Raw genomic sequence first — 24,859 nt, forward strand, 5'->3', positions numbered from 1 at the left:
CTACCGTAACAGGCGATATGCGATCGCCTTTCATTCTTTCATTAACCTTTCTTCTCTCATCCAGAGGTGAGCTATGCCTACCTACATTGCTGATGTGCGTGACTCTACAGGAGCCGCTAAAAAAGACAAAATTGTTGCCGACTCCGTTGCTAATGCGCGTGATGCCTTTCGCGAAAAGTGGGTTTCTGTTGGAAATATTAGAGAAAGTAAAAGCTTTGACATCAGCAAAATAAGCCTGGAAGACATCAAAACTTCCTTAGCCTCAGTTACAGTCAAGGACAAAGCCGTCTTTTCCCGTCAATTTGCCGCTATGGTCAATGCGGGTGTGGCTATTGTGAGATGTCTGGGCGTTTTATCTGAGCAATGCAGCAATCCTAAGCTGAAAAAAGCTCTTGTGGAAATTAGCTCTGAGGTGCAGCAGGGTGTCAATCTCTCTGATGCTATGCGTAAACATCCGGAGTGCTTCGATAATCTCTACGTCAGTATGGTACAAGCTGGTGAGGTCGGAGGTGTCCTTGATGAGGTACTCAACCGCTTAGCCAAGGTACTAGAGGATATGGCGCGACTGCAAAACCAAATCAAAGGGGCTATGGCTTACCCAATGGCGGTGGGATTTTTGGCAGTTGTTGTATTTATCTGTATGACGGTGTTTTTGATCCCTATTTTTGCAGGCATTTTCAAAGATTTGGGAACCGAATTACCCGCTCTAACTTTGTTCATGCTGTGGATCAGCGGAATTCTTAGAAGTTGGAGGATTATCATCCCCATAGCTGCTGTGATAATTCTCTCCATAGTCTACAGATGGTACTACAAGACACCCGTTGGTCGTCTGACTATGGATCGCTTTTTCTTGAAAATGCCGCTGTTGGGTGACTTGAATGAAAAATCATGCGTCGCTCGTTTTTGCCGCATTTTTGGCACCTTGACTCGTTCTGGGGTGCCAATTCTAACTTGTATGGACATTGTTAGAGATACGGCCGGAAACCAGGTGATTGCGAATGCGGTGGATTCAGCTAAGCTGGAAATTCAACAGGGTGGCATGATGAGCTTAGCTTTGCAAAAAGAGCAGGTTTTCCCAGTTCTAGCAATTCAAATGATTAGTATTGGGGAAGAAACTGGTCAGTTAGATGCCATGATGATGAAAGTGGCAGACTTCTATGAAGATGAGGTAGAGCAAGCTGTGAAAGCACTCACCAGCATTCTCGAACCAATTATGATGGTGGTGTTAGCTGGGATGGTAGCGGTGATTTTGCTTTCCATGTATCTGCCGATGTTTGCAGTGTTTGACAAACTAGGCTAAATAAAAAGGCAAAAGGCAAAAGGCAAAAGAAAGAATGAAGGGTAAAATAGATTTTGATATTTATTTGAAATCCAATATTTCTGATTTTTTGTGTCTTTTGTCTTATGCTTTTTGAGGGACATAATCAAAAATGTTCCGAGATAAAATTGAAAATAAAAATATGTCTGTTAAACAATCCCATTACGAAGCTAGTTTGGCGGAGTACAGTAACCACTCAGGCGCGATCGCATTGCTCAAGCAGTACCGCCCATATCTAGAGATGATTCCTAGTATGCGGCGAGCCGACGAAAGCGCGATCGCTATACCTCTGCCAATAGTACGTATTCGCCACAGCGTACCAAAGGGAGATATCGGCGTTGTCAGGCACACAGATGAAGCAATTCGCCTACCCTCTGATGTCGCCATTTTGATGTGCGATCCAGAGTGGAAAATCAAAATGGGGGTGGAAATATTTGTCTTTATCCACCGTCCCCAAGAAGACTTTTCCGACTTGCTGAGTCGCTGGCGGCAAACTCAAGTGTGGCTAGATAAAGATTATGAGTGGGTGATGCCTCACCGCTATAAGCACATATTCAGCGAGGGGGCGCAAAAGATTTATCCCCTATTCGTAGTCTTTGAAGAAACTCCAGAAAGGATTAAGCGGGGCTTAATGGGGGCAAGCCTCCCCTTTGTCATCCAGACACCAACGTTGGATATTGAAGAGGAGGCATCGGAAACCTTTTTGCCGAAAAGTCCACCAGCTTCATAAAGGCAAAAAGTAACAAAAGCTAATTGCTAATGGTAATAAAAAACAATTAGCAATTAGTTTTTTGCTTTTTTATTTTACAAATTGCGGCATGACTTCGGCAGCGGTAAACAAACCGTAGATGCCTCGCCGATGCAACGCTACGCCAGCTTTGAGATAACCGAAGGCAGGGCCGCAAACATTTGCTGCCATACTGGTTTCATCACCAAGGGTGAAGGTATGGGTGGAAATTTTGCCCTCAAAGGTGCGCCCCGTTACTTGGACATTGGTGCTGAGTGGCTTTTTGGGATTGCGGGTATCAACAACGCCACCCACCGTGACGCGATCGCGTTCAACAATTCCCGCCAGTTCCAGCATCACATCATCAGCGTGTTCCATATTCTCCAGAGTCAGGATGCCATTGGTTTCATCCAGCAACGCTTCCACCTCGCGATCGCTCATCCCTCTGGCGCGTTCCACATCGTAACCTGGTAAATGGGCAATATCCTCGCGGATAGTCGCCCGGTAAGCTTCCCAATTGGCAATTCCTACCCCAAACGTAATTTTGACACTGTGGATTTCTGAATAACTCTGCGCGGCTAAGGCAGCTGCCGCCGTCAACAAGCCCGGTGTCGCACCGCAGCCAGTCATATAAGTAATACCAGCTGCTTGCAGTTCCTCAGAAAGCGCCAACATCTGTTGCACGGCACTCGTGCGCTTCATAGCATCTACCAGAACACCCCGCCAACCTGATTGGATAAATTGCTGCGCCACAGATGCCATAAAGGTGTTGGGTAAATTTGGCAGCGCCAGAAAATAGCCATCCACGGAGTTTACTTGTTCGATTAAATCTTGAATGCTCTGGCTGCTGAGGGTGCCTGCTGACTCTAAATAACCAAGCGAACCTTGAGCTTGATAAGTCGCAATGCTGGCATCTGGATCTAACCCAGCGGCAGCGTAGGCATAGCCTTTCTGGTCAGCAGCCGCCACCAAAATCATCTCGCGTTTTGGTGCAAGAACTCTGGCAGCAGCCTGCCCCAGTCCCCCGAAGCCCAGAACGCCCACTCGAATAGGGTTAGGGTTTTCCTCCCCTCTCCCTTGATCAGAGAGGGGCTGGGGGTGAGGGTGCAAGGTAGTTGGATTGATGGAAACACTCATAGCGTCTTACCGAAACTGAACAAACTTTAATTATCCAGGCTGATTGACCCAATCCCAAAATCAATACAAGCCCTGAAATTTGTTCATAAAGAACAAACAAATTTTTTCCCTATTTCAACCATGAGGATTTATTCTTACCAACTCCTAAATTCCCCGTCTCACTGACTAAGTATTATTGCTATTCCTCTGGCAAGCTCTGGGATCAAGATGCTTGTTAGCTTTTTTACCAGATTTTGAAATAATTCTCTATCTTGACGGAGATGTAAAGTTAAGCGACACTGACAAATAATAAAAGTACGATTCACTCAAATCATTAAGTTATGTTACGTTTTGCGTCGCTTTGATTCAATCGAACAACATTAATTTAGTGAGATGCCCCTGAGTCAGTCCCTAGAAAGATGTCTTATACGGCAACATCAGCATTATGGTTATTGCCGCCGCCTAACTTCTTGGATTTCTAAAGCAATGAGCATGGAATCATTAGAGTTTGTCATTTATCCGGATGGCCGGGTGCAGGAAAAAGTCACGGGAATCATCGGGGCCTCCTGCTCTGAAGTGACTGCCGCTATTGAAGCGCAGCTTGGTGTGGTACTCACTAATGAGCCAACTTCGGAATTTTTTGCCTTAGCTGTTGAGCAAAATGCGGTGGCGACAACCCAAGCCACCTATAGCGAATGGTAATTTTTTTGTTTAATCCATCTTTATTCATTTGAAAAAACCACCATGTCACACTTTAGCAACATCAAAACTCAAATCCGTAACCTTTCCTCCTTAGAAGCTGCTTTGACAGACTTGGGAATTGACTGGAAATCTGGCCCTAGCACAGTACGAGGCTATCGCGGTCAGACCCGTACTGCCGAAGTTGTCATTGAGCAGGACAATGGTTCTGACCTCGGCTTTAGCTGGAATGGTCAAGAATACGAACTGGTCGCTGACCTACAGTATTGGCAGCAAGTCGGGTCTGTGGATCGTTTTCTTAATAAAATAACTCAGCGTTACGCTTACCATACGGTTATCAAAGAATCTGCTAACCAGGGCTTTCAAGTTGCTGAGCAAAAACAAAATGAAGATGGTTCTATCCGCCTAGTCGTGCAGCGCTGGAGTGCCTAATGTCTGAGGAAGCACCCTCTGTGATAGAGCAGACTCCTGAGCGTTCTGGTCTAGAGCCAGAGTTAGGTGGTATTTGGCGGGATGCACCGGAACGTTCTGGTTTGGAGCCGGAGTTGGGTGGCAGCCTGCGACAAAAGGGAGTCTATGTTGACGAAATAGTTTGTATTGGTTGTAAGCACTGCGCCCATGTTGCCCGGAATACATTTTATATTGAGCCAGAATATGGGCGATCGCGTGTAGTTCGCCAGGATGGAGATTCAGAAGAGGTAGTTCAAGAAGCCATTGATACCTGTCCTGTTGATTGCATCCATTGGGTCGATTACACGGAGCTGAAAAAGCTCGAAGAAGAGCGGCAGTATCAAGTCATACCCATCGCTGGATTTCCGATTGACCATGCTGTTACTGCTACCAAAAAGCGGCAGCAAAAGCTCAAGAAAAAGCGAAAGCCAGGTAATTAGCAAAGCTCGCGCACATGGCTGTCTTCCTAAAAAACCCTCAACCGCATTCGGCTGTTGAGGGTTTTTAGCTTCATAAGCTGTAGCGTCTTTTTGTGGGGCAAGTGGTTGGATAGCTGCTATAGCCTCCAACTGAACTAATATTTTAAATTAATCTATGATTAGATAAAATTTTTGATAAGCGATAATTATTAATTAAAGTTTATAGAAAAATGCGATCGCCGTGACAGTTTTTTTAACTGTAGGCAGAAAATTCTCTTTCCCAAAACCTCAAACCATTGGTTTCAGGCGATTTAAAGATGCGATCGCTGTGCCAGTTTTCTTTAACTGGGCAGCCAAAAAAGTGATATTAGCTACCTATTACTTGCAGCGATCACCGCGAAAATTGCTTAAATTGGTTACTGTTAGCGCGTGCGATCGCGTATTTTCCCCATTGTTGAGCATAGTGCTAGATGCCAGCATATTAATAACTTAGGTAACTTTTAGGGCTTTATGCAGACAATCTCCGAATATGAAATCCAATCGACTCTGCACGAAGGTATCCAAACGATTATCTATCGCGGGCAGACACCAACTCACCAACAGCCAACGATCCTCAAACTCCTCAAAGCGGAATATCCCACCCTCGAAGCCATCACTCGCCTCAAACACGAATATCAAATCCGGCAAAGCTTAGACCATCCAGGCATCGTCAAAGTCCTTAGCCTCGAAACCTTCAACAATCGTCAGGCATTACTTCTAGAAGACTTTGGTGGTAACTCCCTGGCACAACTGCTGCGAATAGAGAGACTCAACCTCAGTACCTGTTTAAGCATTAGCATCCAACTCGCTAAAGCCTTAGACTATCTGCATAAAAATCAGATTATTCATAAAGATATTAAACCCAGTAACATCATCATTAATTCCCAAACCGGAATTGTTAAACTTACCGACTTCGGCATCGCTTCACGCCTAACTAAAGAAAGCCAACTAATTAATAATCCTAATTCAGTCGAAGGCACCCTTGCTTATATGTCTCCCGAACAAACTGGGAGAATGAATCGCACTCTCGACTATCGCACAGACTTTTATTCTCTCGGTGTCACCTTGTATGAAATGACCACCGGGAGATTGCCATTTCTGAGTGACGACCCATTGGAGATAGTTTACAGCCATATTGCCGCTGAACCAAAATCTCCCCACAAATTAAATTCTGAAATTTCCCCGGCCATCTCAGAAATTGTGATGAAGTTGATGGAAAAAAATGCCGAAGATAGATATCAAAGTGCAGCAGGACTATTAGCAGATTTAGAAATTTGTTTTCACCAGTTAAAAACAAAGGGTGAGATTACTGATTTCATACCAGGACGGCGAGATGTCTTGAATCAGTTGCTCATCCCACAAAAATTGTACGGCAGAGAAACTCAGGTAAAATTACTTCTAGCCGCTTGCGATCGCATCAGCGAAGGAACCAGTGAATTGATGCTAGTTTCTGGTTACTCTGGCATCGGTAAATCTGCCGTAGTCAATGAAGTTAATAAGCCTATCACCCGACAACGTGGTTATTTTATATCCGGTAAATTTGACCAATTAAAGCGGAATATTCCTTATGCATCATTGATTCAAGCCTTCGGCTCATTGATGCGCCAATTACTAACTGAAAGTGCTGCCCAACTGTCAAAATGGAAAAGCAAAATTATAACCGCTGTCGAGTCAAATGGGCAAGTAATTATTGACTTGATTCCCGAAGTAGAACTAATCATCGGCAAACAGCCAGAAGTGCCACAACTTGGGGCAACCGAATCGCAAAACAGATTTAATCGAGTTTTTAAAGAATTTATTCACGTCTTCGCTCAAAAAGAGCATCCTTTAGTGATATTTTTAGATGATTTGCAATGGGCAGATTCAGCCACATTGAAGTTAATGCAAGTGCTGATTGCTGACCCAGATAGCAAATATCTGCTATTCATCGGCGCGTATCGGGATAATGAAGTTAGCCCCACTCATTCTTTAATTCAAACAGTAGAAGAAATTCGTAAGTCAGGCGCAGTTGTTAATAATATTGTTTTGCAGCCGTTAGATTTATTTCATGTAATTCAGCTAATTGCTGACACCTTAAATGATAGGGAACGAGTTAAACCCCTAGCGGAGTTAATTTGTAATAAAACTTCCGGAAACCCATTTTTTATAACGCAATTACTCCAGGCGATATATCAAGAAAAGCTTTTGAAATTTGATTTCAAAGGAGTGACACCGGGAAAATGGCAGTGGAGTATTGAAAAGATACAGGCGATTGGCATCACCGATAAAAGTGTAGTGGAACTGATTGCTTGTCGTATTGAAAAGCTGCCGAAATCAACACAAGAAGTATTGAAATTAGCCGCTTGTGTCGGGGACAGATTTACCCTGGATGTTCTTTCAATTGTCAATCAACAGTCACCGTCCGTCACTGCCAGCGAACTGTATCCAGCTTTACAAGCGGCGTTAATACTTCCTTTGAGTGAAGCGTACCGCGTTCCCTTAGTCTTTAACCAGTTAGAAGCGGTTGATTTGACTTTTGATACTTCGCGGATTGGTTATAAATTCTTGCACGACCGCGTCCAGCAAGCAGCATATTCCCTGATTCCTAATACTCAAAAGAAAGCTGTCCATCTAAAAATTGGTCAATTGCTCTTGCAAAATACGCCAATTGAAGAAATAGAATCTAACATTTTTGATATTGTTAATCAGTTGAATGTGGGAATTGACACCCTCACCGAAGAGCCTGAAAAACATGAATTGGCTCGATTAAATTTAATGGCAGGACGTAAGGCAAAAGCTGCTACTGCTTATGAACCTGCTTTCAAGTATTTGAACACAGGAGTAAAACTTTTAAGTGCTGATAGCTGGGAAAATGCTTATGATTTGACCTTGGTATTATATGAGCAAGCAGCAGAAGCAGCTTACCTCAGCGGTGAGTTTGAACAGATGCAAAAACACGCTGAGATTGTGCTGCAACAAGCAAAAAAACAGCTCGATAAAGTCAAGGTTTATGAAGTCACAATTCTCACCTATGTAGCCCAGAATAAACTGCTGGAAGCTATTAAAATCGGGCTACAAGCGCTGAATTTGCTGGGGGTGAACTTTCCCGAAGAACCTACAGATGCAGACATCGGTCAGGCACTCTCCAAAACGGCTGCCCTACTCCCAGAAAAGGGCATTGAAGACTTAATGAATCTGCCCAAAATGACTGATGTTTACGCGCTAGCAGCTATGCGGATTTTGTATACAATAGCTGCGGCTACTTACGTAGCCGCTCCTAGGCTGTATCCGCTGATCACATTATCACAGGTTAATTTGTCTATCACTCACGGTAATGCGCCCGTGTCTGCCGTTGCTTATGCTACTTATGGTGTTCTCCTTTGCGGTATAGTCAATGACATTGAATCTGGCTACCAATTTGGCAAATTGGCGTTAATTTTGTTGTCACACTTTAGTGATAAAGCAATCGATACCAAAGTATTTTGTTCCGTTGCACTCTTCGTAAATCACTGGAAGTTTCATCTAAGGGAAACTTTATCACTTTTTCAGCTAGGGCATCAACGCGGACTAGAAACTGGAAATTTAGAATCTACTGCTTGGAATTACTTTTTTGAATGTCAGTCTTTATACTTGATGGGTCAGGAACTAGCTGCTTTGGAACCCAAGCTAGCAACCTATAGTAATGCCATCCGCCGAATCAAGCAGGAACTTCAGTTAAACTACAGCGAGATGCTACGGCAGGCAGTTCTAAATTTGATGGGGCGTTCTGTCGATCCGTGCCGTTTAATCGGTGAAGCTTACGACGAGGAGCGATCGCTACCGCAACATCAAGAAGCAAACGATGTAATGGCGCTTTACAATCTGCACTTTCACAAACTGCTCCTTCACTATCTGTTTGAGCAATATCCCCTAGCGCTGGAAAATGCAACTTTAGCAATAAACTATTTAGGCGGTGTAACAGCACAGCCAGTTATTCCTCTCCTCTATTTCTACGATTCTCTAGTCCGGTTGGCGATGTATGCCTCCCTGTCAAAACCCGAACAAGACTGCGTACTGGGCAAAGTGGAAGCCAACCAGGAGAAAATGCAGCACTGGGCAAATCATGCCCCCATGAATTTTTTACATAAATTATATCTGGTCGAAGCAGAACAATACCGGGTTATTGGCGAGAATTATCAGGCGATGGATTACTACGATCGCGCCATCAAAGGAGCCGCCGAAAATGGTTATATTCAAGAAGAAGCACTGGCTTATGAATTAGCTGGGAAATTGTATAAGTCTCTAGGGAAAGAAATAATTTATCAGGCATACATAACGAAAGCATACTATGCCTATATCCGTTGGGGAGCTATAGCCAAAGTCAAAGACTTAGAATCAAAACATCCAATTCTTGTAGCACAAAGTCGTACTGTAGAAAACCCGGATCTGGATGTCACGATCACTACGACTACCACTACTGGTAGCAATTTGACCAACTTTTTAGACTTAGCTACTTTTATCAAATCTTCGCAAGCGATCGCTAGTGAAATTGTCTTAGAAAAATTGCAGAGCAAGTTAATCAAAATTCTACTGGAAAATGCTGCTGCTCAAAAAGGAGTGCTGCTGCTAGTTAAAGATAATCAACTGTTCATCGAAGCTGCTGGAACTGCTACAAACAATGAAGTAACAGTTTTAAAATCGATTTCTCTTGAAACCAGTGAGGATTTACCCCTTTGCATTATAAACTACGTCTTCAGAAGTCAAAAGCATCTCGTCTTTAATGACGTGACTCAAGCAGAGCCTTTCAACACAGATCCCTACATTCAGAAAAATCAACCAAAATCAATCCTCTGTTTACCAATTATTTATCAATCTCAGGTGCAAGGGATTCTTTACCTGGAAAATAACTTGGCAGTAGGAGCTTTTACGCAAGAGCGCATAGAAGTCTTAAAAGTCTTAGTTTCGCAAGTTGCTATAGCTTTAGAAAATGCCCGTCTATATGCGCGGGAAAAAGAGAAGTCCCAGCAGTTGCAACAATTTTTAGAAAAACTTCAGCAAACGCAAGCTCAACTAATTCAGACTGAAAAAATATCCTCTCTGGGCCAATTTGTCGCTGGTGTTGCCCATGAAGTCAACAATCCTGTCAGTTTCATTGCGGGCAATTTGCACCATGCTAAAGAGTATGTTCAAGACTTGGGGAATTTAGTAAATTTATATCAAAAGCATATGCCGAATCCGCCAGCAGAAATTGCCGAAGAAATCGAGGCAATTGACCTAGAATATTTGCTGGAAGATTTACCCAAAATGATTTCCTCAATGAAACTAGGTACTGACCGCATTCGGGATATTATGCAGTCTTTACGCAACTTTTCGCGGGCAGATGATGCTGGGAAAAAGGCTGTTAATATTCATGAAGGTTTAGAAAGTACGCTGATGATTTTGCAGCACCGCCTGAAAGCTAAATCAGACCGTCCAGCGATTCAGGTGCTTAAAGAGTATGGAGATTTGCCTTTGGTTGAGTGCTACGCCGGACAACTCAATCAGGTATTTATGAATTTGCTCTCAAATGCGATTGAGGCGCTAGAGGAGTCTAACGCCCTTAAAACTTATGCTGAAATTGAGCAGCATCCGAATCTGATTACAATTCGCACACTCGTAACCAATAACCATCAGGTGGAGATTCGGATAAAAGACAATGGATTGGGGATGTCTGAGTCAGTACGCCAACGGCTATTTGACCCATTTTTCACCACTAAGCCGCAAGGTAAAGGAACTGGACTAGGGCTTTCGATTAGCCACCAAATTGTTACAGAAAAGCATGGCGGGACGTTGCAGTGTTTTTCATCAATTGGGGAAGGGGCAGAGTTTGCGATCGCAATTCCACTCAGTCTGTAGCGGGAACACCTTGGATAACTGGACGGACACCAGAACCAGGGAATGGATCTGGATTACCTAACCAGTTGAAGTCATTAATCCGCAAGCTGATGGAACCCAACTCTAGGACTGGGTTATAACGCAAGATGACGTTGTAGGTGCGGCGGCTGTATTCCAGAAAATAGTCGGTACTGATACTATCACCAGTATCTAAACTGATGGCTGTTTGAAAACCAGCGCGAAATGGGCCATAAATTTGCTGGGTGATGCCAGCGTAAAGGACTTTAGTATCAACTAAACGGTCGAACAAGAAAGGCGATGTGCCATTACGGGCAACCTGAGACAAGCTGATATTAAACCCGGTGTAATCTAAGAAAGGCTTAGAAAAATGGCCAATTTGCCCTTGTAGTCCGATGTCCGCACTCAAGGATGCCTGGGTATCGCTACTGCTGTAACCACTGTATACGCCAGTAGCGCTGGTAGTCAGTTGCAGGTAGGGAACAATTGGTACTGGTGTATATCGCAATCCTTCGGTAGGGGTGGCGGGTAAGGCTTCACCCCGCCACAGTGTAAAGGCACGGCTAAGGGTCGCACTACCTTGGTAGCGGTTGAGAGTGACGCGGTTATTTGTCCGCACCGGGTCAAGCAAGTCTATGCGGTCGGTGTCGGCGTTAATAATCTGAGCGCCTGCTTGATAGTTGAGGTTGATGCCTGTGTTTCCTAGAGGAATTACAGGGGAAGTTAGGACTGCGCCGATACTACTCTGGACGGTTTGAAAGCCAAGGGAGCCGTTGAAGAGGCGATCGCGATAGCTATATTCTAAGTTCAGGGTGTGGGGGTACCGGGTGCCAATGGTCTGGCGCAAGCGCAGACTCGCCCGCAACTCGTCTTCTGCTATCTCTTCGGGATCTAGACTGGTGAAAACTGCCGTCCCCCTCAAAGTGGTAGTGGGACTCAGGGTGGCATCCAGCCTAGACCGGACACCAAACACCGATGGATCGATGTAGTCGCCCTCAGTAATTGCTTTCTGGATAAAATACTGCGGTGTGACGCGAAATAAAATCTTGTCAGTGGAAATAAGTTGAAAGGTGCGCTCGGCAAACACACCACCGCGATCGCCATCATCATACCCGAAGGTGACGATACCAGGTTCGCGCTCCCTTCGGTCAATCAATCTACGATCTTGAAATATGGGAATGGAGAACCCCTGGTCGAAAACTAGGCGGGAGTTAGTGCTGGTAATTTCATCTACAAGCGGGGAAATTCTTCTGAATCTAGCTGTGTCTGCCCGTACCTCTAACTCTGGCGGTGAGAAGGGGTCGTTGGTAAAGCGAACGTTTCTAGCGATCGCGCCTTCGGAGTCGAAATCAATTCGATCCGCTTGAAAGCGCAGCCGATTCAGGGTGCCTCCCTGTTGAAAGGCAGACTGGTTTTGAATAGTTCTGCCAGCACCAAATACAGCGCCAAAGCCACCGGGACTGCTGATATTCGATAACGGTTGGTTGGCGAGGATGCGATCGCTTAACGGTCGGGCAAAGGCACGGGTATCATTTGGTAATGGCCCAGAAAAATCCGTCCCAGCTGTGGGCTGATAAATTTCCCCACTGGCATTTAAGACAAAACCGCTATCTTGGGCAAAGAAGTATTCTAAGCGATCGCCTCTGATTGTTTGAGCGCCCCGCTTCAAGGCTATATTCCCCTCCCCTACCACAATCCGATTTGGCAAGTTCAGCTGCACCCGGTCGGCATCCACTACCGATCCCTGGTATCGCAGTAAAACATCGCCTTCTGCGGTCACGACTTGCCGATCTACCTCGTACTCCTGACGGTCTGAAGTTAATTCCACGACACTACCATTACTCCCGGTAGTAGGAGTTACAGGGGAAGGTTGCTGTGTCTGGGTCTTACGTGGTGGTGAGACAGGTACCAATTCCTCCTCACTCCAGGGTTCGCCCTCCAAGGGGGAAGGGGAAACTGGTGTATCGGATTCTCTCGGAGTTTCTGGCGGTAATTCTAGGGGTAGCCTATCTTCAGATTCTCTCCCAGTTCCCTCTGATGGTGGGAGTGGGGATAGCCTGTCATCTTCGGATTGGGCCGGATTTGGCTCTGGCGGCGGCTCTTTTGGCTGTTGCTCTACACTTGGTAGCTGGGATACGGACAGGGACTTTTGCAAAACAGGAGCCGCTGCCTGTTCTTTTACTGGTTGTGTCTTATTTTCATAATTTGGATTTTTCGCAAGCGGCTGCTTTGCTCCTACGACAGAATGGCCCACTGAAATCGGAGAACCAAGCAGGACGGCACTTCTTTTAGGGATAGATATAGATGAGGAAGACTCTGGCGGTAGAGTTTCCGGCGGAGTCGGAGCAGCAACCGCCCCGGTTTGCATGGTTCTGGTGGAAACCGAGAAAAGAGTTGGAGTTGAAGCAGCCAGAGGAGCGAATTCCCCTGGCTGTGAGGTACTGACAATTGAAGGTGGTTCAGGCGGCGGGACTGGTTGGGGCATTTTCTAGCAACAGGAGTCGAGCGGACAGCACAAATGCCTATTCTCAACTGCATTCTGAGCAGCGTGCCTCACATTGGGCTGCTGTCCCGACATTGGCCTGAGGCATTAAGCGATCGCTGTTTATTCTAAATCCCGACGTTTCGGGTTACGAGCCGGATCGTTGGACAAAAATCCAAACATAAAGAGCAGGACGAAGAAGGCAACGACTATATAAACAACTATTTTGAGGGTCAGCATACCGATATCTACTCCAGACGGGAAAGGCTGAATGTTGTTACCTTAAAGGCATGACAACTTTCTCATAATACCGAAATATTGCTTCATTTTTGACAAAGACCTCAAGTGCTTAGTCGAGCGCCCTGCAAGGCTGCTCAAATTTCTTGACGATTCTGGAGTGCATTAAGTTTCACCAGGCGTCGCTTTTGTTGAAGAAAGCGATCGCCCTTGTTGGCGACTCCTCCCGTCCAACTGATCCGGGAATCTTGGGGCTTTATCCGGAATTTAAGGAACTTAAGCTGATGTTAGGTTTCTACAGGTCTAGATTTTTCGTGGCTGAAAACTAATCGGATGCTGGTGGGAGAACGATAAGCTAAACACTTAAGTTTTTCCGAAAAAACCCGATCGGCTCTGGCTCAAATCTTTCTCACTCAGTTTTCCAAGGCTCAGGTCGCTCAATCAGATGGAGGTAATCGTGAACAGTTCATTAGCTCCCGAAAATTTTGAGATGTTCGCTGAACCTATCGCGGGTACAGTGGAGAAAACAATCGCTCCTAATCAGCCTGGACGAGTCAAGTGTCTTGGTACTTTCTGGCCTGCACGATTTATAGAGCCTGATTGCCAAGCCACTGTTGAAGCTGATGAGCCTGTGATGGTTGTTGGCAGACAGGATATCACTATGCTGGTGGTTCCAGTTAAGTAGATTTTTTTACAGAGTTACGCGATCGCTTCCTGGGGAAAAAATGCGATCGCTCTAGCTTTTCCCTTTTGCACCGTTAGTTTCTCCTTCCCTAACCAGCATCATTTCATATAAGTCACCGAGGGTATAAGTCATACCTGTATCGGGATTTTGTGGTTCTAGGGCTACGCGCAAAGTTTCCAAGGCATCAGCCTGAACTTTGGTGACACAAGCATTCTCAATGTCACTAACTGAGCTGGCTGGTAGACCGCAGTAATTGTGCAACTCTTGGAGACTCCAGCCTTTTGTTTCTCTGGCTTTGCGAAGAATCTCTCCAACACGCATGATGCCCATTCGGTCGAATCGATACCGACCTGTACCGTCCTCCTGCACTCGACCTTTGCTTCCAGTATCAGACTTAATCAATTAGCGTCACCTCACTTATTTATCAATTGTATGCTGCTGAGAATATGGACTTTATCCGCAATTGCGGATAAGATAATAGAATTATCGGCATATGTATAGGGCAGGTTCGGGCGACAGAATTTATAGAGAATTTACTCACAACTAAGGAACGCATCATGGCACGCAGAACTCGCAGAACTCGCTCAAAGCAAGCAACTCGGAACAGCTTTATTAAAACCCGATGGTTTAAGCGTGCCAGCTTGCATATAACCAAGGCAGAAGCAGGGCAAGTTTTGGGGGTTCCGGCAAACCAGGTGAAGTGGATAAAGCACATGGCGCATCAGTTGTGCATAGTCTGGGAAAACGAAAAAGGGAAGACGTGCAGCAGCTTTTTTAGCTACAGAATTTTTCCAAGTTGGCAGCGACTCCTCATCGCCGCAATCCAAAGCTGCCAAAATTTAGAAGAATTAAACAGCCTTGGTGCAGTCATTGAGTATGAGTTTGCGCGGTTTAACTATCCGACGGAAATGGAAGATTTAATTTCGGATATCTTGAAATCCCATCATTTTGTATTAAAAGCGGCTGCTTGTTGCTAAACAGAGGTATAAAAATATTTGTTCTAAGTTGTAAGCATCATCAGTCCTCGAAAAGAGTATAAAAAACATCGTACTTTCGGCCGATCTGAGTACACAATAACTTTATTCAGACTTATAGAGGCTTTGTCGATGCAGCCGATTCGGACATTTAATGTTTCTCCTTCTCTGCCGCCGAGACTAGAACCCCTACGCAAGCTGGCTTATAACCTGCACTGGGATTGGAACGTCGAAACCAAAGAGTTATTTCGGCGCTTAGACCGGGACTTGTGGGAATCAAGCCGTCACAACCCAGTTCTGATGCTGGGAACCATCAGCCAAGCCCGATTAAAGGAAGTTGCTGAAGATGAAGGCTTTGTTGCCCAAATGGAAAGGGCTTCAATGCAGCTAGACGACTACCTGCAAGAGCGAAATTGGTATCGCAAAAACCGAAACTTGTCAAGTGGGAGCGATCGCGCAACTGACCAGAAAGAGTGCTACGCCTACTTTTGTGCGGAATTTGGTCTTACCGATTGCCTGCCTATCTACTCCGGAGGCTTAGGCGTTCTGGCGGGAGACCACCTGAAATCAGCTAGTGACTTAGGCTTGCCGCTGGTTGCTGTAGGCTTACTTTACCAAGAAGGGTATTTTGCCCAGTACCTCAACGCCGATGGCTGGCAGCAGGAACGCTACCCGATCAACGACTTCTACAATATGCCCCTGCACCCGGAGCGCAATCCTGACGGTTCGGAATTGCGGATCGAGGTAGAGTATCCAGGGCGCACCGTTTATGCTCGTGTTTGGCGGGTACAAGTGGGAACCGTACCTCTGTATCTGCTAGATACTAACATTGAGCCAAATAATTCCTACGACCACGACATCACCGACGAGTTGTATGGTGGTGACTTGGATATGCGGATTCACCAGGAGATGATGCTGGGCATCGGGGGTTTCCGGATGCTGAAGGCTTTGGGATATAAACCCACCGTCTATCACCTGAATGAAGGTCACTCAGCGTTTCTGATTCTGGAACGCATCCGAATGTTGATGCAGGACGAAGGTTTGACTTTTGCCGAAGCTAAACAAGTAGCGCAAGCTAGTCAGGTTTTCACTACTCATACACCAGTTTCTGCTGGATTCGACTTGTTCCCCCCAGACAAGGCTCTGTATTACGTGGGACACTATGCCCATAGTTACGGGCTTTCGCCAGAAGAATTTCTCGCTTTAGGACGGGAAAATACTGGGGATTTGGCGTCGCCTTTTAGCATGGCAGCACTGGCGATGAAGACATCAAGTTTTGTTAATGGTGTCGCCCAGCTGCACGGGTTGGTATCGCGGATGATGTTTAAGGATCTTTGGAAGGACTTGCCCCTGGAGGAGGTGCCAATTACCGCGATTACCAATGGGGTACACGCCCGTAGTTGTGTGGCAAGGTCTACTCAGGAGCTATATGACCGCTACCTTGGCCCTCAGTGGTCTGATGCGCCTGCGGATGATAGTTTGTGGGAGCGGGTGCTGTCGATTCCGGATGAAGAGTTGTGGCGCAATCACGAGCGTCAACGGTCGGAATTGGTGGTGTTTGTCCGGGAGCGTCTAGTGAAACAGTTGCGCGATCGCGGTGCAACTCCCGGCGAAATTGCCCAGGCACAGGAAGTGCTAGACCCAACGGTGTTAACGATTGGGTTTGCGCGACGGTTTGCTACTTATAAGCGGGCTAGCCTATTTCTCCGTGACAAAGAGCGAATCAAGAAGATTTTGCAGGGTAACAAAAATCGCCGGGTGCAGTTTGTAGTTGCTGGTAAGGCTCATCCCAAGGATATACCGGGGAAAGAACTGATCCGCGATATCATCCATTTCTCCCGGGAGGAAGGGATGAATATCAGTGTCGTGTTTATCCCAAATTACGATATCTATGTAGCTCGGTTGATGGTGGCTGGTTGTGATGTTTGGCTGAATACGCCCCGCCGTCCCCGCGAAGCTTCTGGTACGAGTGGGATGAAGGCATCAATGAATGGTTCGCCGAACCTCAGCATATTAGATGGCTGGTGGGATGAGGCTGATTATGTCCGCACTGGCTGGCCTATTGGTCACGGGGAAGACTACGACGACTTGAATTATCAAGACAACGTGGAGGCAAATGCCCTGTACGAGTTGCTGGAACAGGAAGTCGTACCGCTGTTCTATGAACGGGATGGTTATGGAATTCCCCGCCAATGGGTTGCGAAAATGAAGGATGCGATTCGCTTGAATTTACCGTTTTTCAATACTTCGCGGATGGTGCGCGATTATGCTGTACGGGGATATTTCCCGGCAAGCGATCGCTACTCGATTATGACCTCAAACAACTACGCTCCAGCTAAGGAAATAGCTTCTTGGAAGCAGCGGATGTTTGAGCATTGGTATGACATCAAAATTGAAGAGGTTGATGTCTCTGAACCTGCTGGGGTTTTGGTTAATCAAACTGTTGGTGTCAAAGCTCGAATTAATCTGGACGCTCTAACTCCAGATGATGTCGAGGTGCAACTCTATCAGGGTGCTGTCGATGCTGATGGGGAAATTGTCAACGGTGTACCTGTGGTGATGGAACACCAAGGTCAGGATCAACAGAATTGTTGCATTTACACTGCTGATATTCTCTTCTCTTCCAGTGGTTTACAAGGTCTGTCTCTGCGCGTTCTGCCGAAACATGAAAATTTGTCAACTCCTTATGAGTTGGGATTGATTCGCTGGGCGTAACAATTTTGGATTTTGCGGGGGCAAAGGAGTAGTCTGGGCTTCCGCAAAATCTAACATCGGTTGGGGATGACAATATATCCTGTTATGCGACCTAATACTAAGTTACGTTTTAGTCCCCAATTTAAGCAGCATAACCCGCTGGGTTGCGATCGCCATCCCAAATCAATACCTAAAAATTTCATATTTTGGACACCACAATGACACAAGTTCGTCTCGCGCATCCCATTCCAATCAATATCCCGCCAACACTAACACTCACGGTTACTCACGATCAGTTCGTTGAGTTGTGTGTTGTTAACGAAGATTTACAACTAGAACGCTCAGCTACAGGAGAATTAATTATTATGCTTCCAACTGGAAGCATCACAGGAAATAGAAACTCAGACATCGAAGGACAACTCTGGTTGTGGAACCGTCAAACTAAGCTGGGTAAGACGTTCAATTCTTCTACTGGGTTTCACCTTCCTAACGGTGCGGATCGTTCTCCTGATGCTGCTTGGGTGCGTCAAGATAGATGGGACGCACTTACAATAGAGCAACAAGAAGGCTTCGCCCCTCTGTGTCCTGACTTCGTTGTGGAACTACGTTCTAAAAATGACAATATGGAACCGCTACGACCCAAAATGAGGGAATATATGGAAAATCAGGCTCGTTTAGGTTGGTTGATTGACCGAAAGAATAAGAAGGTCGAAATATATAGGCAAGGTCAGGATGTGGAAGTGTTGGATAATCCTACTACTTTATCCGGGGAAGATGTTTTACCAGGGTTTGTCTTAGATTTGACGGAAGTTTGGTCATAATCAATTATTTGTTTTGTTTAACTCCCATTAGTGCATTCGCAACCCAGGTGGAAAGCAGCCCTCCCAGGAAGAAAACGCTAAAGAAAATTGTTGTTAATATGCTAGGGTATTCTAAAAGCTGTAAAACTAAGATCATTAGCCACGCGATCGCTAAAATAATTGTGTAAATTGTCATAAACTTTCTCGCGCTTCCCGCCGGACATTGTAAGGTCGCCGAGACTGGTAGCAAGAACCATATTAAAGAGATTGCTGCTGCTAAAACGTTGGGGTTTTTTGTAGTAAACCAAGCAGCAACAGCAATTATGATGCAAAGCGACAATCCGCCAAATAAGTTTGATTTGTTAATCTCTTCTTCGGAAAGAATTAATCTTCCGAATTTATCAAATCTTAGTAATAGGGTGAAGAGAGGGTCAGCAATCCAGGTAAGAACTACAAATGAAATGTAGGCAATAACTATTAACCATAGTAAAGGGTTTAAGTTGGCAACAGCGAGTCCACCGGCTAATAAGCGGAAGACAAAATATAAGCCAATACTGAAGAGCAATCTAGGACGATTATCTAATCGAGAGCAAAAGAGAAAGTATCGCAACATTACCCTATAAATGGGATTTTTGGCTTTCATCGCCTCGACAATTCCCTGTCTAGCCCATTCAAATGTAGGATTGAGTCGCAGTGCTTCGCGGAAACTTTCGGAAGCTTTGTTAGGGTTTTTTCCCTGCGTCAGGAGTATCCAGCCTAAACTAGCATAGCTGGAGGCGTTTTCTGGGTCTTTAGCGATCGCATCCTCAATGGCTGTCTTAGCTTCCTGTGCGCGTCCTAGCTGCGACAAGGCGAGGGCGTGGTAATTTAAGCATTCCACGTCTTCCGGGTCAATAGCTAAGCCTTGCTGCGCCGCATTTAAGGCTTCCTGCCAAAGTCTTTGGTTGTATCGAATGCGCGATCGCAAGGCGAAGTAACCTGAGTTTGCCGGGTCAATTCGGATTGCCTCACTTAGCGATATTTCAGCATCTCTGAGATGCTCGCGATCGCATAAAATGTACGCCAAGATGTAATGAGCATACGCCCAATCAGGAGCCAGCCCAATTGCTATCTGAGCTTCTTGTGTTGCTTCCTGGTGCTTCTGGCGGTAACTTAAGCACAAGCCTAAAAGAGCGTGCGCGATCGCGCTATCCGGCGACTGGGTTAACTCCTGTCGCAGTTCCTTCTCTGCCATTTCGTACCGGGATTGCCCAATTAGCAATTGCGCCCGTTCTAAGTGTACGCCCATCAGAATTTCATATATTTGAGGATGTCGTCGTACAATCCGCCCTCATTAGCATACAAGGCATAGTTCCGAGCAGTCGAAAACCATTCTTTTGTCGAAGGTTTCACTCCTCCCGCCGCCGATGCTAAATCTTTGGTAGTTAGTGGCTTTGGGATACCTACTTTCATCGCTTCAGCTAACTTCTTTTCTATTGCCACATCGACAACTGCCATTAAGTCTGCGCCGGAAAAATTCTCAGTTTTCTTGGCTAAATGGTCGTAGTCAATATCTTCCACTGGCTTACCTCGACACAACAAGCGCAAAATTGCCGCCCTTGCTTCAGCATCAGGCGGCGGTACAAATAATATGCGGTCAAAGCGTCCCGGACGGCGAAAGGCTGAATCTAAGTGCCAAGGTGCATTAGTTGCCGCTAAAATTAATACCCCTTCATTAGAACTTCTCACGCCGTCTAATTCTGACAGGAATTGGTTGATTACCATGCGGCTAGAATTTTGTCGCAAGTCCGCACGACTGGCAGCTAAAGCATCAACTTCATCAAAAAATAATACACAAGGTTGGTTGCGTCTGGCTTGCTCAAAAAGGTCGTGCAAATTGCGTTCGCTGTTGCCCAACCACATATCCAATACATCGTTGATGCCTACAGAAAGGAAACCAGAGTTAATTTCCCCAGCTGTGGCACGAGCAAGGTAAGTTTTACCGCAACCCGGAGGGCCGTACATCAAAATTCCGCCCCCAATTGCCTTGCCGTAAGCTTTGTACAGTTCCGGCTGTTTGAGGGGATAAATAATTTTCAGGCGAATTTCGTCTTTGACCGCTTCCATACCGCCAACATCTGGGAATGCGATCGCAGGTTTTTCGACTTGGGTATCCTCTAAAGTCGGAAAGTCTCCCAACCCTGCCCGAATTTTGCCGTCTACGACCTCTTGCACGTCCTCCTCTGCCCCAATTCCCAACCTTTCGGCAAAATCAGCATCTTTGACAGCAGGATCGGTGTCAACGGCTCGGTGGTACTGACGGACAGCTTGTTCCACCGCACCCGCGTTCAAGAGAAGACGCGCATGAAGTAAAAAAGCACCTGCCGGACAATCCAAGCGCTTAATTTGATCTTCTACAATTACCAACGCTTGGGTATACTTTCCCTGTTGGTAGAAAGCACGAGCTAAACCTAATTTTAGCTGCTGATTTTCAGGCGACAAAACTAAGGCTTGGCGATACTCTTGTTCGGCTTCCTCTGGCTGTCCCAAACTTAGCAGAGTTTCTGCCAAATGTTGCCGTAAAGGTACGTTATCGGGAGAAAATTTTAAAGCCTCTCGGAGGGACGCGATCGCATCATTACTGCTACTCATTCGTTTTTATTCCTTATACTCCTTCCCCGTCTCCGACTGGGAATGTTTATAATGCGGCAGAGCCTCATAATATTATTTGACACTATAGATTACCAATTTCGAGAGGTTCAGTTGACTTAATTAGGTGCATTCCCGCCGCCGAAAATCTGGCAAAAGCCTCATCAGCTTGTTCTGTATAATCCACTATTCCCGGCACTACAACGGGCGATGTGCAATCTTCCAATAGATAAACTTTTTTAGCAAGACTGGCATCTTTGGCTTTAATTTCTGTCAAAAAATCATCAATTGTCCAGGCAACGCAATGACTTTTTGCTTGACCAGCAATTATTACAGCATCAAATTCTAGCAGATACTCGATAAATTTTGTATTCTTCTGGGCAATAGGGTTTCCATTCACTCCTTCTAATACTTCCGCACGCAACACAGAATAGTTTTCTGTTAAAGGATTGTCTCCCTTTACCTCAAACCGCGTTTGGCTATTCCTAGCAATGCAGTGAACAAACAACGCCTCTTCCACCGCAGAAACCAAGGCGTGACCAATACCGCCCAACATGGAATGATAAGGCCATACGGTTAGCGGATATTTGCCTTTTTCACTCAAATGCTTGACATAATGCAAAGTATGTGAAACAAGATTAGAGTAATCTGCACCGACAATTCCAGCAACTGCTGGGTTTACCTTCCAGATACCTTGCTGGATATCTTCCGGTGTAATCATCGTGGCGGCGGGGGTGGGATGTTCTCCAGCGTCGTTAATCCAGAAGATGGGGTGGAAGATTTGGATAGCGGTGTGAGTATCCATTGTGGGTGCGATCGCGCTAATCTTCCCCAAATTCCGATAGATAAATTCGCACAACCGCACATTATCATCTACCGCACCCCTGACAAATAATTCAAAGTCGGGGATGCAAAAGGTATTCTGCACATCAATCAACAACAGGCAAATGCGAGTTTTATCCTCGCTAGATGGAGGAATATCGTGCTTTTTTGCCCAATTCCTCGCGTCTTCTGCCCGTTGCTGATATGGCACTCGCCAAACTTCTCCCACCTTTTTAGCATCAAAGTGCGACGGAATTGGCAGTTGCTTTATTGTTTGTGCGTTCATCTTCTGTTCCTGCTGACACTAACTGGTTTAGCGGTGCAATTCCAGCCATATCCAGAATTTCGGGAATCAAATCTTCCCGCTTTACAGCCATCATATGAACACCTTGGCAGAGTTGACTAGCCAATTTGACTTGTTCAGCTGCGATCGCCATCCCTTCTTGCAATGGATCGTCTGCTGCTGCTAAACGGTCGATGATGTCTTGGGGAATATTTACACCAGGTACGCAGCGATTAATAAATTGGGCATTTTTGGCAGACTTTAGCAGAAAAATTCCCGCCATAATTGGCTTACCACAGCCAGCAGCAATTTTGTCCATAAATTTTTCCAAACGGTCAAAATCGCAAATCAGCTGGCTTTGGAAATATTGCGCTCCAGCTTCTAGTTTACGTTCAAATCGGCTTTGCAACCCTGACCAACTTGCCAGCTGGGGGTCAACAGCAGCACCAGCGAATAAATCTGTAGCACCATCTGTGAGGGGTTTGTCGTTCCAGTCGAAACCGAGATTCATTTTTTTAATTAAACCCAGCAATCGCACAGATTCCAGATCAAATACGCTTTTGGCATCAGTATGATCGCCTGCTTTCACCGGATCGCCTGTGAGCGCTAAAATATTGCGGATGCCGAGAGCATGAGCGCCCATGAGATCGCTTTGCAGTCCGATGCGGTTGCGATCGCGACAAGCCATCTGACAAATCGGCTCGATTCCGTGTTGCAATAAAATTACACTAGCCGCCAACGGACACATCCGCAACACCGCCCGACTACCATCAGTAATATTAACTGCATGAACCCTACCTTTGAGGGTTTGCGCCATTTCCACCATGTGGACTGGATTCCCGCCTTTGGGGGGTGCTACCTCTGCGGTAATCAGAAATTCACCAGCTTCGGCGGCGCTACGGAAAGATTTAAACAGCATTGAGTTTTGGATGGTAGGCATTTGGTTTTTTTGTTAAGTATGGATTATGAAGGATAAAGAGAGTGTGAATTGTGCTGTAAGAATTGTAAAATTTCAGCTGTCCTTCATCCTTCAATCCCATCGCCTGGATTCTTCTACTGATTACCATTACCTTCTTGAAACTGCGCGATCGCAGACTGAATATCGTCTGCGCCCAGATTCATCAGTAAACTTAACTTCAACTGAGGATGACTCACTCAGCATCAATGTCATCCCATTGAGATGGTTTAGTTTTACCTGCTTTTCCTTCCATAATTCATTTTCTCTACTACTGATGGGAAGCCACAAGCCTTGAAATAAATTTCAGGCTGAAAGCTTAAACCCGTTTTAACGGGTTAAAACCTTTACCTATTCTGTATTTCAGTCAGTTTTAACTGACTTTAGCTATTAGCCTGAACTTTAGCCTTGAAATAAATTTCAGGCTGAAAGCTGAAACCCGTTAAAACGGGTTAAAACCTTTACCTGTTCTGTATTTCAGTCAGTTTTAACTGACTTTAGCTATTAGCCCGAACTTTAGTTCAGGGCTTTAACTGCTATCCTCACAATGGTACGGAATAACCCATAGCGGATTTTACTTGGGAGAGGGTAGAGGATGCGATCGCTTCGGCTTTTTCTCTTCCATCCCGCAACACCGATTCCAGATAACCCTTGTCATCCATCACCGCGTGATACTTTTCCTGAATTGGTTTCAAGGCGTTAATCGTCGTTTCTGTCAGCAACGGCTTAAACTTTCCCCAACCCATATCCTGACATTCCGCCGCCACTTCTTCCTTAGTTTTTCCAGAAAGTATAGTGTAGAGAGTCAACAGATTTCGTGCTTCCGGCCGTTGGGAATCGTCAAACGTCAAACCGCGTACCGAGTCAGTCTTACAACGCTTAATCTTATTTTGAATTTGTTCTGGAGTATCGAGCAAATTAATCCGACTCATATCCGAAGGGTCAGACTTAGACATCTTGCGCGTTCCATCAGTCAAACTCATCACCCTTGCACCCTCAGCGCGAATTAACGGATTTGGCAACTTCAGCACCGGATTTTCCCGACAAAACAGATAATTAAACCGATTAGCAATATCCCGCGTCAATTCCAAATGCTGCTTCTGGTCTTCACCCACAGGCACCTTATCCGCCTGATATAGTAAAATATCCGCCGCCATCAACACCGGATAATCCAGCAAACCAGTATTGACATTTTCCCCCTGCTTTACCGCCTTTTCCTTGAACTGGATCATATCTTGCAGCCAGTTAAGCGGCGTAACGCAATTTAGCAACCACATCAGTTCACTGTGCGCCGAGACGTGGGATTGCACAAAGATAGTGGAGTGGTTTAAATCGAGACCACACGCCAGATACACAGCAGCGAGGTTGTAAGTATTAGCTGTCAGCGATGCTGGATCGTGTGGTGCTGTGATTGCGTGCAAGTCTGCTATGAAGAGGAAGTTTTCATACTGGCTTTGACCTTCTACCCAGTTGCGAATTGCTCCCAGGTAGTTACCTAAATGCAGATTTCCGGTTGGTTGAACTCCAGAGAGAACGCGCTGACTTGCCATAAACTTAAATTTAACTGTTTGCGAAAGTTAAAAAAACACATTTATTTAGTTTGACATTTTCTTGCGTCTTGTGACGATACCCTGGTAAAAACAGACAGACAAAATTTTTCGTGTGTATACGGTTTACAACC

The 24,859-nt window shown here is 45.6% G+C and carries 20 protein-coding genes; 11 read left to right on the forward strand and 9 right to left on the reverse strand.

Annotation, left to right across the window (positions count from 1 at the left end; genetic code table 11):
• The first annotated feature begins 73 nt into the window (after positions 1-73).
• Positions 74-1,300 (forward strand): type II secretion system F family protein, encoded by a 1,227-nt coding sequence (locus H6F74_RS16340; RefSeq protein ID WP_190442930.1) that lies wholly within the window; start codon positions 74-76, stop codon positions 1,298-1,300.
• A 160-nt stretch (positions 1,301-1,460) separates the two neighbouring features.
• Entirely contained in the window at positions 1,461-2,048 is a 588-nt protein-coding gene (locus H6F74_RS16345; protein WP_190442932.1) for a hypothetical protein, read from the forward strand.
• A gap of 69 nt (positions 2,049-2,117) precedes the next feature.
• On the opposite strand, the gene H6F74_RS16350 is transcribed toward H6F74_RS16345, so the two are convergent.
• Positions 2,118-3,182 carry a saccharopine dehydrogenase-like oxidoreductase gene (locus H6F74_RS16350; RefSeq protein ID WP_242022139.1) on the reverse strand — a complete coding sequence of 355 codons (1,065 nt, stop codon included), beginning with the start codon at positions 3,180-3,182 and terminating at the stop codon, positions 2,118-2,120.
• Between the two features lie 471 nt (positions 3,183-3,653).
• Here H6F74_RS16350 and H6F74_RS16355 point away from each other — a divergent pair, with 471 nt between their 5' ends.
• From H6F74_RS16355 to H6F74_RS16375, 5 genes are all read left to right on the forward strand, one after another.
• Entirely contained in the window at positions 3,654-3,863 is a 210-nt protein-coding gene (locus H6F74_RS16355; RefSeq protein ID WP_190421675.1) for a DUF2997 domain-containing protein, read from the forward strand.
• Positions 3,864-3,905: 42 nt separating this feature from the next.
• A complete protein-coding gene (locus H6F74_RS16360) occupies positions 3,906-4,292 on the forward strand; it encodes a DUF1257 domain-containing protein (RefSeq protein WP_190421620.1) in 387 nt (128 codons plus the stop codon).
• On the forward strand, positions 4,292-4,750 hold the full coding sequence (locus H6F74_RS16365; RefSeq protein WP_190442934.1) for a ferredoxin: 459 nt from the start codon (positions 4,292-4,294) through the stop codon (positions 4,748-4,750). Before H6F74_RS16360 ends, H6F74_RS16365 begins: the two co-directional genes overlap by 1 nt.
• Positions 4,751-4,970: 220 nt before the next feature.
• Entirely contained in the window at positions 4,971-5,222 is a 252-nt protein-coding gene (locus H6F74_RS16370) for a hypothetical protein (protein ID WP_190442936.1), read from the forward strand.
• 17 nt (positions 5,223-5,239) lie between these two features.
• Complete coding sequence (locus tag H6F74_RS16375) at positions 5,240-10,621, forward strand: ATP-binding sensor histidine kinase (RefSeq protein ID WP_190442938.1); 5,382 nt, start codon at positions 5,240-5,242, stop codon at positions 10,619-10,621.
• Here H6F74_RS16375 and H6F74_RS16380 read toward each other — a convergent pair.
• Both H6F74_RS16380 and H6F74_RS16385 read right to left on the reverse strand, forming a co-directional pair.
• A complete protein-coding gene (locus tag H6F74_RS16380; protein WP_190442940.1) occupies positions 10,611-13,103 on the reverse strand; it encodes a DUF3769 domain-containing protein in 2,493 nt (830 codons plus the stop codon). The genes H6F74_RS16375 and H6F74_RS16380 overlap by 11 nt on opposite strands.
• Before the next feature lie 120 nt (positions 13,104-13,223).
• Positions 13,224-13,340 (reverse strand): photosystem II reaction center protein I, encoded by a 117-nt coding sequence (locus tag H6F74_RS16385; RefSeq protein ID WP_190421628.1) that lies wholly within the window; start codon positions 13,338-13,340, stop codon positions 13,224-13,226.
• A gap of 454 nt (positions 13,341-13,794) precedes the next feature.
• Here H6F74_RS16385 and H6F74_RS16390 point away from each other — a divergent pair, with 454 nt between their 5' ends.
• Complete coding sequence (locus H6F74_RS16390; RefSeq protein WP_190442942.1) at positions 13,795-14,022, forward strand: NfeD family protein; 228 nt, start codon at positions 13,795-13,797, stop codon at positions 14,020-14,022.
• A gap of 51 nt (positions 14,023-14,073) precedes the next feature.
• Here the strand turns inward: H6F74_RS16390 and H6F74_RS16395 are convergent, their stop codons facing one another.
• Positions 14,074-14,424: a helix-turn-helix domain-containing protein gene (locus H6F74_RS16395; protein WP_190442944.1), complete on the reverse strand. Its 351-nt coding sequence runs from the start codon at positions 14,422-14,424 to the stop codon at positions 14,074-14,076.
• Between the two features lie 155 nt (positions 14,425-14,579).
• Between H6F74_RS16395 and H6F74_RS16400 the strand changes: the two genes are divergently transcribed.
• The 3 genes from H6F74_RS16400 to H6F74_RS16410 all read left to right on the forward strand — a co-directional run bounded on the left by H6F74_RS16400 (position 14,580) and on the right by H6F74_RS16410 (position 18,511).
• A complete protein-coding gene (locus H6F74_RS16400; protein WP_190442945.1) occupies positions 14,580-14,999 on the forward strand; it encodes a hypothetical protein in 420 nt (139 codons plus the stop codon).
• Positions 15,000-15,128: 129 nt separating this feature from the next.
• Positions 15,129-17,711, forward strand: a complete 2,583-nt coding sequence (gene glgP / locus H6F74_RS16405) for an alpha-glucan family phosphorylase (RefSeq protein ID WP_190442947.1) — start codon at positions 15,129-15,131, stop codon at positions 17,709-17,711.
• Positions 17,712-17,908: 197 nt separating this feature from the next.
• Positions 17,909-18,511, forward strand: a complete 603-nt coding sequence (locus H6F74_RS16410; RefSeq protein WP_190442949.1) for a Uma2 family endonuclease — start codon at positions 17,909-17,911, stop codon at positions 18,509-18,511.
• A gap of 4 nt (positions 18,512-18,515) precedes the next feature.
• On the opposite strand, the gene H6F74_RS16415 is transcribed toward H6F74_RS16410, so the two are convergent.
• The 5 genes from H6F74_RS16415 to trpS all read right to left on the reverse strand — a co-directional run bounded on the left by H6F74_RS16415 (position 18,516) and on the right by trpS (position 24,728).
• Positions 18,516-19,778 carry a tetratricopeptide repeat protein gene (locus H6F74_RS16415; RefSeq protein ID WP_190442950.1) on the reverse strand — a complete coding sequence of 421 codons (1,263 nt, stop codon included), beginning with the start codon at positions 19,776-19,778 and terminating at the stop codon, positions 18,516-18,518.
• Positions 19,778-21,121, reverse strand: a complete 1,344-nt coding sequence (locus tag H6F74_RS16420; RefSeq protein ID WP_190442952.1) for an ATP-binding protein — start codon at positions 21,119-21,121, stop codon at positions 19,778-19,780. The genes H6F74_RS16415 and H6F74_RS16420 overlap by 1 nt, the downstream gene beginning before the upstream one ends.
• An 82-nt stretch (positions 21,122-21,203) precedes the next feature.
• Positions 21,204-22,226, reverse strand: a complete 1,023-nt coding sequence (locus tag H6F74_RS16425) for an isochorismatase (protein WP_190442954.1) — start codon at positions 22,224-22,226, stop codon at positions 21,204-21,206.
• Positions 22,180-23,163 (reverse strand): methylenetetrahydrofolate reductase, encoded by a 984-nt coding sequence (locus H6F74_RS16430; protein ID WP_190442956.1) that lies wholly within the window; start codon positions 23,161-23,163, stop codon positions 22,180-22,182. The genes H6F74_RS16425 and H6F74_RS16430 overlap by 47 nt, the downstream gene beginning before the upstream one ends.
• A gap of 557 nt (positions 23,164-23,720) precedes the next feature.
• Positions 23,721-24,728: a tryptophan--tRNA ligase gene (trpS, locus tag H6F74_RS16435; protein ID WP_190442957.1), complete on the reverse strand. Its 1,008-nt coding sequence runs from the start codon at positions 24,726-24,728 to the stop codon at positions 23,721-23,723.
• Positions 24,729-24,859 lie beyond the last annotated feature (131 nt).

It is taken from the genome of Trichocoleus sp. FACHB-90 (genome assembly GCF_014695505.1).
Lineage (GTDB): Bacteria > Cyanobacteriota > Cyanobacteriia > Cyanobacteriales > FACHB-T130 > Funiculus > Funiculus sociatus.